The sequence below is a fragment of the Mesorhizobium sp. B4-1-3 genome, from assembly GCF_006439355.1.
Classification (GTDB): domain Bacteria; phylum Pseudomonadota; class Alphaproteobacteria; order Rhizobiales; family Rhizobiaceae; genus Mesorhizobium.
Genome location: NZ_VFTG01000003.1, coordinates 89,705 through 104,595 on the forward strand (window position 1 = coordinate 89,705; position 14,891 = coordinate 104,595).

Annotated in this window: 14 protein-coding genes; 3 read left to right on the forward strand and 11 right to left on the reverse strand. The window is 63.6% G+C overall.

The annotated features are described in order from the left end of the window. Window positions 1–14: 14 nt before the first annotated feature. From FJW06_RS05280 to FJW06_RS05310, 6 genes are all read right to left on the reverse strand, one after another. Window positions 15–775 (reverse strand): IS5 family transposase gene (locus FJW06_RS05280; RefSeq protein ID WP_140749048.1). Its coding sequence is split into 2 segments (ribosomal slippage): window positions 15–448 and window positions 448–775, totalling 762 coding nucleotides; the frame shifts between segments, so codons are not numbered across the junction. 92 nt (window positions 776–867) lie between these two features. Then, complete coding sequence (locus FJW06_RS05285; RefSeq protein ID WP_140749051.1) at window positions 868–1,809, reverse strand: GNAT family N-acetyltransferase; 942 nt, start codon at window positions 1,807–1,809, stop codon at window positions 868–870. Between the two features lie 82 nt (window positions 1,810–1,891). Then, window positions 1,892–3,868 carry a threonine--tRNA ligase gene (gene thrS / locus FJW06_RS05290; protein WP_140749054.1) on the reverse strand — a complete coding sequence of 659 codons (1,977 nt, stop codon included), beginning with the start codon at window positions 3,866–3,868 and terminating at the stop codon, window positions 1,892–1,894. 165 nt (window positions 3,869–4,033) lie between these two features. Beyond that, the gene (gene blaOXA / locus FJW06_RS05295) at window positions 4,034–4,846 is read right to left on the reverse strand and encodes a class D beta-lactamase (protein ID WP_140749057.1); all 813 of its coding nucleotides are present in this window, start codon (window positions 4,844–4,846) and stop codon (window positions 4,034–4,036) included. A 145-nt stretch (window positions 4,847–4,991) separates the two neighbouring features. After that, window positions 4,992–5,366, reverse strand: a complete 375-nt coding sequence (gene yidD, locus FJW06_RS05300) for a membrane protein insertion efficiency factor YidD (protein ID WP_140749060.1) — start codon at window positions 5,364–5,366, stop codon at window positions 4,992–4,994. A gap of 270 nt (window positions 5,367–5,636) precedes the next feature. Continuing rightward, window positions 5,637–6,083 (reverse strand): iron-sulfur cluster assembly scaffold protein, encoded by a 447-nt coding sequence (locus FJW06_RS05310; protein WP_140749063.1) that lies wholly within the window; start codon window positions 6,081–6,083, stop codon window positions 5,637–5,639. Between the two features lie 236 nt (window positions 6,084–6,319). Between FJW06_RS05310 and folE the strand changes: the two genes are divergently transcribed. The 3 genes from folE to FJW06_RS05325 all read left to right on the forward strand — a co-directional run bounded on the left by folE (window position 6,320) and on the right by FJW06_RS05325 (window position 8,577). Further along, on the forward strand, window positions 6,320–6,952 hold the full coding sequence (gene folE / locus FJW06_RS05315) for a GTP cyclohydrolase I FolE (protein WP_112127589.1): 633 nt from the start codon (window positions 6,320–6,322) through the stop codon (window positions 6,950–6,952). 116 nt (window positions 6,953–7,068) lie between these two features. Next, window positions 7,069–7,527 carry a phosphoribosyl-AMP cyclohydrolase gene (gene hisI / locus FJW06_RS05320; RefSeq protein WP_140749824.1) on the forward strand — a complete coding sequence of 153 codons (459 nt, stop codon included), beginning with the start codon at window positions 7,069–7,071 and terminating at the stop codon, window positions 7,525–7,527. A gap of 84 nt (window positions 7,528–7,611) precedes the next feature. Then, window positions 7,612–8,577 (forward strand): patatin family protein, encoded by a 966-nt coding sequence (locus FJW06_RS05325; protein ID WP_140749827.1) that lies wholly within the window; start codon window positions 7,612–7,614, stop codon window positions 8,575–8,577. 162 nt (window positions 8,578–8,739) lie between these two features. On the opposite strand, the gene recJ is transcribed toward FJW06_RS05325, so the two are convergent. From recJ to FJW06_RS05350, 5 genes are all read right to left on the reverse strand, one after another. Continuing rightward, window positions 8,740–10,524, reverse strand: coding sequence for a single-stranded-DNA-specific exonuclease RecJ (gene recJ / locus FJW06_RS05330; protein WP_140749066.1), 1,785 nt, complete (start codon window positions 10,522–10,524; stop codon window positions 8,740–8,742). Between the two features lie 136 nt (window positions 10,525–10,660). After that, a complete protein-coding gene (glpX, locus tag FJW06_RS05335; protein WP_140749069.1) occupies window positions 10,661–11,644 on the reverse strand; it encodes a class II fructose-bisphosphatase in 984 nt (327 codons plus the stop codon). A gap of 185 nt (window positions 11,645–11,829) precedes the next feature. Further along, window positions 11,830–13,143, reverse strand: coding sequence for a homoserine dehydrogenase (locus FJW06_RS05340; RefSeq protein ID WP_140749072.1), 1,314 nt, complete (start codon window positions 13,141–13,143; stop codon window positions 11,830–11,832). A gap of 41 nt (window positions 13,144–13,184) precedes the next feature. Next, complete coding sequence (locus FJW06_RS05345) at window positions 13,185–14,402, reverse strand: LL-diaminopimelate aminotransferase (protein WP_140749075.1); 1,218 nt, start codon at window positions 14,400–14,402, stop codon at window positions 13,185–13,187. A gap of 47 nt (window positions 14,403–14,449) precedes the next feature. After that, window positions 14,450–14,857 (reverse strand): hypothetical protein, encoded by a 408-nt coding sequence (locus tag FJW06_RS05350; RefSeq protein WP_181178155.1) that lies wholly within the window; start codon window positions 14,855–14,857, stop codon window positions 14,450–14,452. Between the last annotated feature and the right edge of the window lie 34 nt (window positions 14,858–14,891).

Here is a 14,891-nt window from a genome sequence, read left to right on the forward strand (position 1 = left end):
TAGTGACAATTTAATCATTTGAGCCAGAGCATGATGGCAGCAAGCTTGACGAAGCCGAGGAAGTTGGCAGCGATTTTGTCGTAGCGCGTTGCGATGCGCCGCCACTGCTTGAGCTTGGCGAAGAAGGCCTCGATGCCCCAGCGGTTTTTGTAGGCGATCTTGTCGTAGCTGTGTTGGTATTTGCGATGGCGCCGCGGCGGGATGACCAGTTCACCGCCTTGGTCGAGGATCACATCATGCAGTCGATCGGCATCATAAGCGCGGTCGGCGATCACCTGGCCGGCAGCCAGCCCCTCGACCAGAGGGCAGGCAGGCGCCATGTCGTTTTGCTGGCCAGGGCCGATCTCGAAGCGGACCGGCAGGCCGAGTGCATCTACGACGGCATGGAGTTTGGTGCCGAAGCCGCCTCGCGAGCGACCGAGAGCCTGGGCTTCATATCCCCCCTTTTGCGCCGGGCACCGGCAGCTTGGGCCTGAGCGCGCATAACAGTGGCGTCGATCATCGCCCATTCCAGATCTGGATCACTGCTGACCGCCTCGAACAAACGATCGAACACCCCCGCTTCGATCCAGCGGTAGTAACGGCGCTTTGCCCTCTGATACGGGCCAAACCGCTCCGGCAGGTCGCGCCAGCGTGCACCGGAGCGAGCGATCCATAAAAGCGCGTCGAAAAAGCGACGGCCATCGCTACGGGGACCGCGCTTGCCCTTGCGGCCGCCCGGCACAAACCGCTCAATCTGCTCCCACTGATCGTCGCGTAGAACTTCACCTTCCAAAGCTGACCTCCAAAAGTCAGCCTTGAATCTGATTTGCCTCGCGATGGGAATCCCAAACCGTTAAATTGTCACTGCAGCCTAGTCGCTTTTATTCAGGCCGCCTTACGCATCCGCTTCGGCAGGAACGGCACGCGGCCGCGCTGCACGGAAGGCGTCGCCAGGTCGAAGACCGAGCGGTAGAGGCGGTCGAGCAGCGCCTTGCGGTCGCGCAGCGGCTCGAGGTCGCTCCATGTCAGCACGTGACCGATGCGCACCTCGATCGCCTTGCCGGACAGGCGGGCGAACTCGCGGATCAGCAACGAGGTGCGCAGCGTCAGCGATGCCTTGCCGATGAACTTCGCCACGCGGTTGTCGCGCTCGGCCATGTTCATCGGGCCGCTGACCAGATGGAACAGGCGGCCGTTCTGGCCGGAGAAATGCATCGGGATGACCGAGGCCTTGGCATCCTGGACGAGCTTGGCCGGGAACATCTTCCACGGCAGGTCGATGGCGCGGCCAAAACCCTTCGGCGCCGTGGCGACGCCGCCGGCCGGGAAGACGACGATGGTGACGCCTTCCTTCAGCAGACGCACCGCCTCATGGCGCACCGCCATATTGTTCTTTAGCGCTTCCTTGGTCTCCGAAAAATCGATGGGTAGCGAATAGGGTTCCATCTCGCGGATCCTGAGCAGATCCTTATGGATCATGACCCGGAACGGACGGCCGAGTTGCTCGACGAGCGACAGCACCGCAATGCCGTCGCCGATGCCGAAGGGATGGTTCGCGACAATGACCAGCGGGGTCTTGGGCAGCGCCGCCGGCGGCCACTGCACCGCGTTGCGGACCTTGACGTCGATCAACTCCAGCATGCGGCTGAACACGCGGTCGCCGGTAGGCACCACCTGGCGCCGCCAGAAATCGTAAAGCACGGCGAAGCGGTCGCGCCCCGACAGGCCCTCGACGGAATGGATGAACCAGCGCGTCAGCACCGGCTGATGCGGGTTGGCATAGGAGAGCTCGGGAAAACGTCTTTCCCGCGGTTTCAATTTGAGCATGGCGGCTCGTTACAGGGCTGGCGTGACAGGCATATGAAAATGGCGGTGGACCGGCCACCGCCATTTAGAAAGTGCTGGTATGTCAGGCTGCTGCCCTGCGTTTGCGGTCGGGCGAAACCGCCTCCTCGGCGAGAGCCTTCACCGCATCCTCGAGCTTCAGCGATTCCTGGTCGCGGGAGCCCAGGCGGCGGACATTGACGGTTTCCTCCTCCGCCTCGCGCTTGCCGCAGACGAGGATGACCGGCACCTTGGCGAGCGAATGCTCGCGCACCTTGTAATTGATCTTCTCATTGCGCAGGTCCGCTTCGGCGAGCAGCCCCGCAGCCTTCAGCCGCTCGACGACTTTCAAGGCGTATTCGTCCGCATCCGAGGTGATCGTCGCCACCACCACCTGCAACGGCGCGAACCACAGCGGGAAATGGCCGGAATAATTCTCGATCAGGATGCCGAGGAACCGCTCCATCGAGCCGCAGACGGCGCGATGCACCATCACCGGCTGCTTCTTCTCCGAATCCGAGCCGATGTAGAAGGCGCCGAAACGTTCGGGCAGGTTGAAGTCGACCTGCGTGGTGCCGCATTGCCATTCGCGGCCTATGGCGTCCTTCAGCACATATTCGAATTTCGGCCCGTAGAAGGCGCCCTCACCCGGATTGATCGAGGTCTTGATGCGGTTGCCGGAGCGCGTGCGGATCGTCTCCAGCACGTTGCTCATGATCGCCTCGGCATGGTCCCAGGCCTCGTCGGTGCCGACGCGCTTGTCCGGCCTCGTCGACAGCTTCACGCTGACCTCCTCGAAGCCGAAATCGGCATAGGTCGACAGGATCAGGTCGTTGATGCGCAGGCACTCGGCCGCCAGTTGCTCCTCGGTGCAGAAGATATGCGCGTCATCCTGCGTGAAGCCGCGAACGCGCATCAGCCCGTGCAGCGCGCCCGACGGCTCGTAGCGATGCACATTGCCGAACTCCGCAAGCTTGACGGGCAGTTCGCGGTAGGACTTCAACCCGTGCTTGAAGATCTGAACATGGCCGGGACAGTTCATCGGCTTCAGCGCGAAGACGCGGTCGTCGTCGGTATCGTCGCCGGCGACGGTGACCTTGAACATCGCATCGCGGTACCAGCCCCAGTGTCCCGACGTCTCCCACAGGCTCTTGTCCAGCACCTGCGGCGCGTTGACTTCCTGATAGCCGTGCTCGTCGAGGCGACGGCGCATGTAGTTGATCAGGTTCTGCACCATCTTCCAGCCCTTGGCGTGCCAGAAGACGACACCCGGCCCCTCTTCCTGGAAATGGAACAGGTCCATCTCGCGGCCGAGCTTGCGGTGGTCGCGCTTCTCGGCCTCCTCCAGCAGCGTCTGGTAGGCGTCGAGCTGCGCCTGGTCGGCAAAGGCCGTGCCGTAGATGCGCGTCAGCATCGGATTGTTCGAGTCACCACGCCAATAGGCGCCGGCGACCTTCATCAGCTTGAAGGCGTTGCCGACCTGCCCGGTCGAGGCCATGTGCGGACCGCGGCAGAGATCGAACCAGTCTCCCTGCGCATAGATCTTGATGTCCTGATCCTCAGGGATGGCGTCGATCAGCTCGACCTTGTAGCGCTCGCCCTTCTCGGCGAAGACCTTCTTCGCTTTTTCACGCGACCACACTTGCTTGGTGAACGGCTTGTTGCGGGCGATGATCTCGCGCATCTTCTTCTCGATCACCGGGAAATCGTCCGGCGTGAACGGCTCGTTGCGCGCGAAGTCGTAATAGAACCCGTTCTCGATCACCGGCCCGATCGTCACCTGGGTTCCCGGCCACAATTCCTGCACGGCCTCGGCCAACACATGCGCCGTATCGTGGCGGATGAGCTCCAGCGCGCGCGGATCTTCGCGGGTGATGATCTCGACCTTGCCGGACGTGCCGAGCGGATCGGAAAGATCGCGCACGGTGCCGTCGAGGCTGTAGGCCACGGCCTTCTTCGCCAGCGACTTGGAGATCGACTCGGCAAGGGCAGCACCGGTCATCGCCGCGTCGTAGTCGCGGACGGAACCATCGGGAAATGTCAGGGAAACGGAATTCGGCATCAGGGTTCTCCTATCCAGTCCCGCAAACGAGCGCGGGTGGTGAAACGCTTGCCGCAGGATGCGTTGCGGCTCGCGGAGGTTAGCCGGAGGCGTCCGGCAGCGGCAGTCTTTTATGAGGAGTTTCCGCCGCCGTAAAGCCGCCAGCCATCTATTTGATAGGCCGATCTACTTGATGAGGCCGGACAAATCCTTCAGGAACGCCGCCCGCGTCGCGAGGCCTTTCGGCTCGCCGGTACCCTTGGCATCGACGACCAGCCTTGCAAAGACGATGCGGCGGCCGTCCTTCTCGGCCCAGCCGACGAACCAGCCGAGCGAGCGCTTGCCGTCCTGGCCAAGCCTAGTGCTGCCTGTCTTGCCCTGCACCGTCCAGTCTCCGGTCGCAAAGGTCGGCAGGATCGCCCTGGTCATCTCATGCGCCTTCGCCGACGCCGGCATCTTGCCGGCGAGCAGCTGGCGCAGGAACGCCGTCTGCTCGACCGGTGATATTTCGAGCGAGGAATTGATCCAGGATTGCGTCAGCCCATTGTCTTTGCCGGCATCGCCCGAGACGTCCTTGTTGCCATAGCCGAATTTCGACACGTAGCCGGCGAACGTCTCGGCGCCGAGACGTCGCGTGATCTCGCGCGAGTACCAGACGATGGAATCGCGCTCCCAGATCGTCGGATCGACGGTCTTCCGGTCGCGCTTCGCCGCCTTGAACTCCGGCTTGTAGTCCCAGCTCGGCGTGTGCTGATCGCTCAGGATGCCGGCATCGTAGCCGATCAGCGCCAAGGGCACCTTGAAGGTCGAGGCCGGGCTGACGCGCTGGTCGCAGACGCCGTCCTGGTAAAGTGTTGCACCGCTTTGCGCATCCTGGATCAGCGTGCAGTGGATCTCGTTGAGCGGCGCCGATTGCGCCCGCACCGGCAAGCCCAGCATCCAGGCCAGAAGGAAAAGGACGATGGCGAAAATGAAGGGATAGCGATCCATCTGGCGCATGGCGAAGTCACTCCGGTATAAGATTACGGGAGCGGCTTAGCGAGGCGACTTGTCTCGATTTTGTCTCAAATTCGCAGTGTTTGTGCAGCTTCGCGTTAACCCTACCGGACCGTTAAAATCCGCCTCGCGCGGGACGATGAAGCAATCAGATTTCGGGTTCGCTGTGCCTTTTGCCGATCCGCCAGTAGCGCCAGGGCATGAACCAGACATAGCGCTCCGCAAGCGTCTCCGGCACGCGGTCGATGCCATGCGTTCCGAATGGCCCGCAGCGCAACACCCGGAACAGTCCCATCCAGCCGCCCGCCCACAGGCCATGGCGGGCAATCGCCTCATGGGCATATTCGGAGCAGGTTGGTAGGTGCCGGCAGCTGTTGCCGACGAAACCTGAGAGCGTCAGTTGATAGAGGCGCACGAGCGACGTGCCCAGGACGCGCCCGGGCGTCTTGCGCCAAGGTCCCGGCCAGTTGCGCCCGTGTTGGATCGGCCGGGTGCCGTGCGTATGCCCGGAATGGTCGCCCATCGTTCCGCAACCTGTTTCACTGCGCGATAGATGTGGGCTTCGGCGCTGAAACGCAATGCTTTTGGCTGGTGGCCAGGAGCCTTAGGGATCTGACGGAGCCTGCCAGGGCGTTCGCCAACTGGATCCAAAGCGAATTCGCCGTGACCAGGGGATCGGCCTAGAGCAATTCAGAAAAAGTGTGAGCGGTTTTCCGTCCGGAATTGCGGTAAAACAAAGAGATACTGCGTCTCGCCGTTTTCCGTGAACGGCGAAACGCACTAAGCCGCTGCTTCAAGCCGCCCGTCCGGCGCGCTTCTTCTCGATCTGGCCGATCGCATCGACCACCGCGTCGAAGGTCAGCATGGTGGAGGCATGGCGCGCCTTATAGTCGCGTACCGGCTCCAGATATTTGAGGTCGGCGAACCGGCCTTCCGGCGGCGCGCCGTTCTCCTTCAGCATCTTCAGCATGGTTTCGCGCACGGCGCGCAATTCGTCGGCGCTGGCGCCGACCACATGCCGGGCCATGATCGAGGATGAAGCCTGGCCGAGCGCGCAGGCCTTCACGTCATGGGCGAAATCTGTCACCACGTCGCCCTCCATCTTGAGGTCGACGGTGACGGTCGAGCCGCACAATTTGGAGTGCGCCCTGGCGGTCGCGTCGGGATGATCGAGACGGCCGATACGCCCGATGTTTCCGGCGAAGCCGAGAATTTTCGCATTGTAGACGTCGTCGATCATATTTTTCCAATCCGTCGCCGCCCAGCGAACAGGCTTTGCCGCTCTCGCGTCTTCCTTTCGCTTTGCCGTAACCATATATAATGGTCGCAGTCGGGCATCGACAAGGCGATGAAAAACCATTGTCCTTGCCCATCTGTTCACGCCGCTTGCGGGATGGAAATGGGCGATTTTCACCCAAAAGGTCGTGGTCCGTTCAACTCGTCCCACCTCTGAGTGGGACTACGGGAGACGCCTTTATGGATGCCGTCATCAAGAAAATCATGCCTCCGTCCGAATATCTGGACAAGCCTGTCACCGATCGTCCGAGCGAGGCCGAGGTCGAAGCGGCCGTGCGCACGCTGTTGCGCTGGACCGGCGACAATCCGGATCGCGAAGGCCTGGTCGATACGCCGAAGCGTGTCACCAAGGCCTTCCGCGAAATGTTCAACGGTTACGACATGTGCCCGGCCGACGAGCTCGGCCGCACCTTCGAGGAAGTGGCCGGGTATGACGACCTCGTCATCGTCAAGGACATAAAATTCCATTCGCATTGCGAGCACCACATGGTGCCGATCATCGGCAAGGCGCATGTCGGCTATCTGCCGGACGGCAAGGTCGTCGGCCTGTCGAAGATCGCGCGTGTCGTCGACATCTTCGCGCATCGCCTGCAGACGCAGGAAGCGATGACCGCGCAGATCGCCGGGGTCATCCAGGACGTGCTCAACCCCCGCGGCGTCGCCGTCATGCTCGAGGCCGAGCATATGTGCATGGCCATGCGCGGCATCCGCAAGCAGGGCTCGACCACGCTGACCTCGACCTTCACGGGTGTCTTCAAGGACACGCCCGAGGAGCAGGTCCGCTTCGTCACCATGGTGCGCGCGGGCGGCTGATTTGCCGGCCTTCGCCGACCCATCAGACCATGATCCCGAACCGAAGGACCGCGTCAGCGAAAAGTGGAGACCGGTTTTCGGATAAGATCATGGTCAAACAGAAAGATGGATCGGCGATGTCGGCACTGCAATTCCCAAAAGCTCCGTCTGACAAGAAAGCGCTGGAGGAAGGCTCCGTCCTTTCTCCGCGCTTCGACCCTGCGGGCCTGGTCACCGTCGTCGTCACCGATGCGGCCGACGGAATGCTTTTGATGGTCGCGCACATGAATGCCGAGGCGCTGGCGCTTACGTTGGAGACCGGCATCGCCCACTACTGGTCGCGCTCACGCAACGCGCTGTGGAAGAAGGGCGAGACCTCCGGCAATTTCCAGCACGTCGTCGAGATGCGCACGGATTGTGACCAGGACGCGATATGGTTGCGCGTCAAAGTGTTGGGCCACGACGCAACCTGCCACACCGGACGGCGTTCTTGTTTTTATCGGACGGTGGGGCTCAGCGACGGCAAGGCGATGCTTGCCGGCGACGGCAGCAGGCCGCTGTTCGATGCGAACCAGACGTATCTGAAGCTGGTGTGAACCATTCGATATTCACAAACCACTCAGATTCACTATTCTCAAATATCCTTTTGGTAGAAGGGATATGGGACAAGGGAGATCATGATGCTCGAATGGGCGTCATTGCGCAGCAGACCTGACGTTCGGGAGGCCAATGGCCCGGCATCGTCCGGCGGCGCATCTGACCCGAAGTCTCAGAAGACAATCGGCATTTCGCTGGCGCTCGGCGGCGGTTGTGCCAGGGGCTGGGCCCATATCGGTGTGCTGCGCGCGCTCGACGAGGCCGGCATCGAAGTATCGATGATCGCCGGCACCTCGATCGGCGCGTTGGTCGGCGGCTGCTACCTTGCCGGCAAGCTGGACGAGTTGGAGGAGTTTGCCCGAAGCCTGACCAAGCGGCGCATCTTCGGCCTTCTTGATCTCAATCTGCGCGGCAGCGGTCTGTTCGGCGGCATGAAGCTCGACGCGCGGCTGCGCGAGCATCTGGCCAGCGTCCGCTTCGAGAACTTGTCAAAGCCCTTTGTCGCCGTCACTTCAGAAATTCGCACCGGCCATGAGATTTGGCTGTCGAATGGCTCCCTGATCACCGCCATGCGCGCCTCATACGCGCTGCCGGGCGTCTTCGAGCCGGTGAACTGCAACGGCCGCATCCTGGTCGACGGCGCGCTGGTCAATCCGGTGCCTGTGTCGGTCTGCCGCGCCTATGAGCAGCCGCTCGTCGTCGCGGTCAACCTGCACTATGACCTGTTCGGCCGCGCCGCCGTGATAAAGCACAGCGCCGGTGAGCTGGTCGTGGAGAATGACGCGCCGAGACTCGGCCAGGCCGAGCATCAGGCCCATCATACCCGTCTTGGCATCACCGGCGTGATGGTCGAGGCGTTCAACATCATCCAGGACCGGATTTCGCGCGCCAGGCTGGCCGGCGACCCGCCGGACATGTCGCTGCAGCCGAAACTCAGCCATATCGGCCTGACCGAATTCCACCGCGCCGACGAGGCGATCAGCATCGGGTACCAGACGACGAAGGCGCAGATCAGCGAACTGACCCGGCTGCAGTCCGTTCTGGTGTGATCCCGGTTGGGCACCACTCTAAGGTGTGTTGATATTCAGGTCAGGCCGGTCTGCAAATGGCGGGTGCCGAGAACCGGAGCGGAGCGTACTTTTCGTACGTAAGCACCGGAAGCGCAGGAAGCCGCCATTTGCAGACCGGCCTGACCTGAATCTCAACACACCTTAAGCCAGTGCCGCATCGCTGATGCGGAACTGCACCGTGCGGTTGCCATTCCAGTAATTGCCCGACAACGAACCGGCGATATGCACGGTCCTGCCCCTGTTTTTGAACAGGAATTCGCCGAGCACTGTGTCGACGGCACGGAACGCTATGGCTTGGATGTTGCCGCCGCTTTGCGACTGCAGGTCCACCCGGATGTGGTTGGTGCCGATCGCGCGCGCGTCGGCCAGCCGGTGGCGCGGCAGCACGAACACCGGCGCGATGTGCCCGGCCCCGAACGGCCCGGCTTTCTCAAGCGCGTCGAGCAGCGCGATCGTGGCGCCCTCGGCGGCCAGGGCGCCGTCGATCGCCAGGCTTTCCTCGTTCTGCAGCCTGAACACGTCGGCCGCGGCGCGCTCCTCGAAGAAGGCGCGCAACGCGCCGAGCTTGGCGCGCTCGACGGTGATGCCGGCGGCCATCGCGTGGCCGCCGCCCTTGACGATCAGCCCGGCGGCGGCCGCCTCGCGCACCAGCCGGCCGAGATCGAAGCCGGTCACCGAACGGCCGGAGCCCGTGCCGATGCCGGTCGAATTGAAGGCGATGGCGAAGGCCGGCCGGCGCGCGTAGTCCTTGAGCCGCGAGGCGATCAGCCCGACAATGCCCGGATGCCAGCTGCCGCTGGCCGTAACGATGACGGCCGGACCGTTACCACCGGCAAGCTCGGCATCGGCCTCGGCGCGCGCCTGCGCCAGCATCTCCTGCTCCATCTGCTGCCGTTCCTGGTTCAGCCGGTCGAGCGTCTCGGCGATGCTTGCCGCCTCGACGGGATCATCGGTGGCCAAGAGCCGGCTGCCGAGCGCGGCATCGCCGATGCGGCCGCCGGCATTGATGCGCGGCCCGATCAGGAAGGAGAGATGGAAGGTGTTGATCGGCTCGCCGATGCGCGAGACCCGCGCCAACGCCGCCAGCCCCTCATTCTTCTGCTGGCGCAACACCTGCAATCCCTTGACGACGAAGGCGCGGTTGACGCCGGTGAGCGGGACCACGTCGCAGACCGTCGCCAGGGCGACGAGGTCGAGCAGCGAAAGCAGGTCGACCGGCGCAGCGTTCGGCAGCCTTTCGCGCAGCACCTTGGCCGTCTGGACAAGGCACAGGAAAACGACGCCGGCGGCGCACAGATGTCCCTGCCCCGACAGGTCGTCCTCGCGATTGGGATTGACCACGGCCGCCGCCGGCGGCAGCGGACCGCCGACCTGGTGATGATCGAGCACCACGACATCGGCGCCGGCCTCCGTAGCGGCCTCGATCGAGGTCGCGCTGTTGGTGCCACAATCGACGGTGACGATCAGCTTCGCGCCGCGCGAGATCAGCTCCCGCATCGCTTCCGGATTGGGCCCATAGCCTTCGAAGATGCGATCCGGGATATAGATTTCGGCCGGTACGCAAAAATGCGTGAGGAAGCGTTTCAGGAGTGCCGATGAGGCGGCGCCGTCGACGTCATAGTCGCCGAAGATCGCCACCTTCTCGCGCGCGACGATCGCGTCGGCCAGCCGCGCCGCCGCTTTCTCCATGTCGGTCAGCGATGCGGGATTCGGCAGAAGCTCTCGGATGGTCGGATCGAGGAAGCGCCCGGTCTGTTCGACGCTGACGCCGCGCCCGGCGAGCACCCGCGCCACGATGTCCGGCACACCGTGGCCTTGCGCGATGGCCAATGCGGCCATGTCCTGCCGCTCGGTCAGCCGGTGCTCCCAGGAAACACCCGTCGCCGACTGCCTGACATCAAGGAAGAACCGTTTTTCGCCCGTCATGCGACGCGCCGTCTGCACATCATTGCTGCGCAGATATCAACATGCGACGTCGAGGGCAATTCGGCGCAGGCGAGCAATCCGGGGAAAAGTGTGGATGGGCTTTCCCCGGAACGCCGTCGTGACGCTCAAGACGAGGTCAAAACTTGTCCAAGTCCTGGTGGCGCGCCTTGATCTCGCGCACCGTGCGCGAGGACGAGCGCAGCACGATGGTGTGGGTGGTGATGAAGGTGTGGCCGAACTTGACACCGTCGAGCAGATTGCCGTCGGTGACGCCGGTCGCCGCGAACAGCACGTCGCCACGCGCCATGTCCTGCGCGCGGTAGACCCGCTTCGGATCGGAAATACCCATCTTCTCGGCCCGCGCCTGCTTTTCCGGCGTGTCGAGGATCAGCCGGCCCTGCATCTGCCCGCCGGTGCAGCGCAGTGCGGCCGCTGCCAGCACCCCCTCCGGCGCGCCGCCGGTGCCGAGATAGATGTCGATGCCGGTCTCGTCCGGATCGGTGGTGTGGATGACGCCCGCGACATCGCCGTCGCCGATCAGCCGGATCGCGGCGCCCGTGGCGCGCACGGCGTCGATCAGCTTGGCGTGACGCGGCCGGTCGAGGATGCATGCGGTGATGTCGGAAACCGCCACGCCCTTGGCCCCAGCCAGATTGGCGAGGTTTTCCGCCGGCGAGGCGTCGATGTCGATCAGGCCTTCCGCATAGCCGGGGCCGATGGCGATCTTGTCCATATAGACGTCGGGCGCGAAGAGCAGGCTGCCCTTTTCCGCGATCGCGATGACGGCAAGTGCGTTGGGCAGGTTCTTGGCGCAGATCGTCGTGCCCTCGAGCGGATCGAGCGCGATGTCGACGGCCGGGCCTTTGCCGGTGCCGACCTCCTCGCCGATATAGAGCATCGGCGCCTCGTCGCGCTCGCCCTCGCCGATCACCACCGTGCCCTTGATGGCGAGGCGATTGAGCTCCTGACGCATGGCATCGACCGCCACCTGATCGGCGGCCTTCTCGTCGCCCCGCCCGCGCAGCCTGGCGGCCGCGACGGCGGCCCGCTCGGTCACGCGCACGACTTCCATCGTAAGGATCCGGTCGAGACCAGCGGCGATGTTCTGGGCGATGTTCATGGATGGGCATTCCTCGTTGTCTGTTTGCGTCGAGCAATCCCAGAACGGTCGAGCGCCGGAATTGCTCCGCCTCCCGCCAGAGGCGGACTTCTTCTGGCAAAGCTCCATGACAACGGCAAGACTTGGCCCGTCATTTTTCGAAATGACAGCAAAATCAATCGATTGAAGACGAAATCGAACCTGGCTTATTCCGCCCGCTCGATGCGGATCACCTGCGGTTTGTCGGTCAGATGGCCATCCTTGGTGATGCCTTCGACAGCTTTCCGCACCGCAGCTTCCGTCGTCTCGTGCGTGACGAGGATCACCGTCTTCTGCGCCTGGGCTTCCGCGCTGGCCGCCTGCTGGACGATCGATTCCAGCGAGATGTCGTTGTCGGCCATGCGCTTGGCGATGGCCGCGAAGACGCCGGTTCGGTCATGCACGGTCAGCCGGATGAAATAGCCGCCAGCATGGCTGCGCATCCGCGCCTTCTTATAGGGTTTCAGCTCCTTCGCCGGCCAGCCGAACACCGGAGCGTGCTGGAACCCGGGCCGGCTCTTGGCGATATCGGCGATGTCGCCGATCACAGCCGACGCCGTGGCGTTGCCGCCGGCGCCGGGGCCGGAAAGCAGAAGCTCGCCCAGGATGTCGGTCTCGATCGCCACCGCATTGGTCACGCCATGCACCTGCGCGATGACCGAAGCCGTCGGAACCATGGTCGGGTGCACGCGCTGCTCGATGCCGCTGTCGGTGCGCTGGGCGACGCCGAGCAGCTTGATGCGGTAGCCGAGATCGGCCGCCGCCCGGATATCGGCCTGGGTGATGTTGGAGATGCCTTCCATATAGATGTCGTTGGCGGCGATCTTCGTCCCAAACGCAAGGCTGGTCAGGATCGACAATTTGTGCGCCGTGTCGTGACCTTCGATGTCGAAGGTCGGATCGGCCTCGGCGTAGCCCAGCCGCTGCGCGTCCTTCAGGCACGCGTCGAAGGAAATGCCCTCCGCCTCCATCCGGGTTAGGATGTAGTTGCAGGTGCCGTTGAGGATGCCGAAGACACGCGTCACCGCGTTGCCTGCCATCGCCTCGCGCATGGTCTTGATGACCGGGATGCCGCCGGCCACCGCCGCCTCGTAATTGAGCAGCACGCCCTTCTTCTCGGCGATCTCGGCAAGCGCCACGCCATGCTTGGCAAGCAGTGCCTTGTTGGCGGTGACGACGTGGCGCCCGGCCTCGAGCGCCGCCTTCACCGAGAGCCGCGCCGGCCCCTCGTCGCCGCCGATCAGTTCGACGAAGACATCGATGTCCGCTTTTTCAGCCAGCTTGACGGGATCGTCGAACCACTTCGCGGCGCTCAGATCGATGCCGCGGTCGCGCTTCGGGTCGCGCGCAGAAACAGCCGTCACGACGATGTCGCGGCCACACTGGCGGGTGAGTTCGGCCGCCTTGTCGCGCAGCACGCGCGCCACCGAGGCGCCGACCGTGCCGAGGCCGGCAATTCCAACACGCAACGCTTCAGCCATGTCCGGCGACGCCCCTCAAATTCAACAAATGTCCGGCTAGTTCAGCGGCGCGCGGCGAGCGGCACCACATTGTTGGGCTGCTTGGCGGTGGTCGCCAGGAATTTCTTGATGTTGCGCGCCGCCTGGCGGATGCGGTGCTCGTTCTCGACCAGGGCGACGCGCACATAGTCGTCGCCATGCTCGCCGAAGCCTATGCCCGGCGCCACCGCGACATCCGCATGCTCGATGAGCAGCTTAGAGAATTCGAGTGAGCCAAGCTGGCGGAACTGCTCGGGGATGGGCGCCCAGGCGAACATCGAGGCGGCGGGCGCGGGAATGGTCCAGCCAGCGCGACTGAAGGAATCGACCATCACGTCGCGCCGCTTGTGGTAGACCTCGCGCACCTCCTCGATCTCGGCGCCGTCGCCGTTCAGCGCATGCGCCGCCGCCACCTGGATCGGCGTGAAGGCGCCATAGTCGAGGTAGGACTTCACCCGCGTCAGCGCCGAAATCAGCCGCTCGTTGCCCACCGCGAAGCCCATGCGCCATCCGGGCATGGAGAAGGTCTTCGACATCGAGGTGAACTCGACGCACACATCCATCGCGCCCGGCACCTGCAGCACCGAGGGTGGCGGGTTGCCGTCGAAATAGATCTCCGAATAGGCAAGATCGGACAGAATGATGATGTCGTTCTTCTTCGCGAAGGCGACCACGTCCTTGTAGAAGTCGAGCGAGGCGACCAGTGCCGTCGGGTTCGACGGGTAATTGAGGATCAGCGCCAGCGGTTTCGGGATCGAGTGGCGGATGCCGCGCTCGACCGCCGGGATGAAGCCGTCATCGGGCTCGACCTGCAGCGATCGTATGACGCCGCCCGACATGATGAAGCCGAAGGCATGGATCGGATAGGTCGGGTTCGGGCAAAGGATGACGTCGCCCGGCGCGGTGATCGCCTGCGCCATGTTGGCGAAGCCCTCCTTCGAGCCGAGTGTGGCCACCACTTGCGTGTCGGGGTTGAGCTTCACGCCGAAGCGGCGCTGATAATAGGCAGCCTGGGCGCGGCGTAGGCCCGGAATGCCGCGCGAGGAGGAATAACGATGCGTGCGCGGATCGCGCACCACTTCGCACAATTTGTCGACGATGGCCTTCGGTGTCGGCAGGTCCGGATTGCCCATGCCAAGGTCGATGATGTCGGCGCCGTGCGAACGGGCGCTGGCCTTCAGCCGGTTGACCTGCTCGAACACGTAAGGCGGAAGCCGGCGGACCTTGTGAAATTCTTCCATTTCAGTTCCAGACGATCGATGGGGCGCGTTGGGCGCGCGATATAAACCTAATTGCAGTTAGGGTCGAGGGTCGGGTCGCATTTGCCCTCGATCTGCTTCAGCGTATCGTCGCCATGCGTCTTGGCGAGCGTCTTCAGCGCCGCGGAATTCGTCGGCGCCTTGACGCTGCCGCCCTTGGCAAGCTGCGCCTGCTGCTCGGCCTTGAGCCGGGCGAGGTTCGCCGCGGTCTCCTCCTTGGTGAACTGCTTGGCGGCCACCGGCGGCGGGATGTTGAGGTTGGGATAGGACCCGGTGTCCTTAGGACCTTCGGTGAGGGCCGTCGGCGCCGCATTGTTTGGGCTGGTGCTGGTGCAGCCGCCGGCGGGCAACAGCACACCGATCAGCCCCGCCATGGCGGCCATGCGGCAAATCGAACCCGGCCTGAGAAAAAAAGTCCCGCCAACATTAATCGTCATATTGTTTTCCTGGCAGCCGGGTTACAGCGAATTG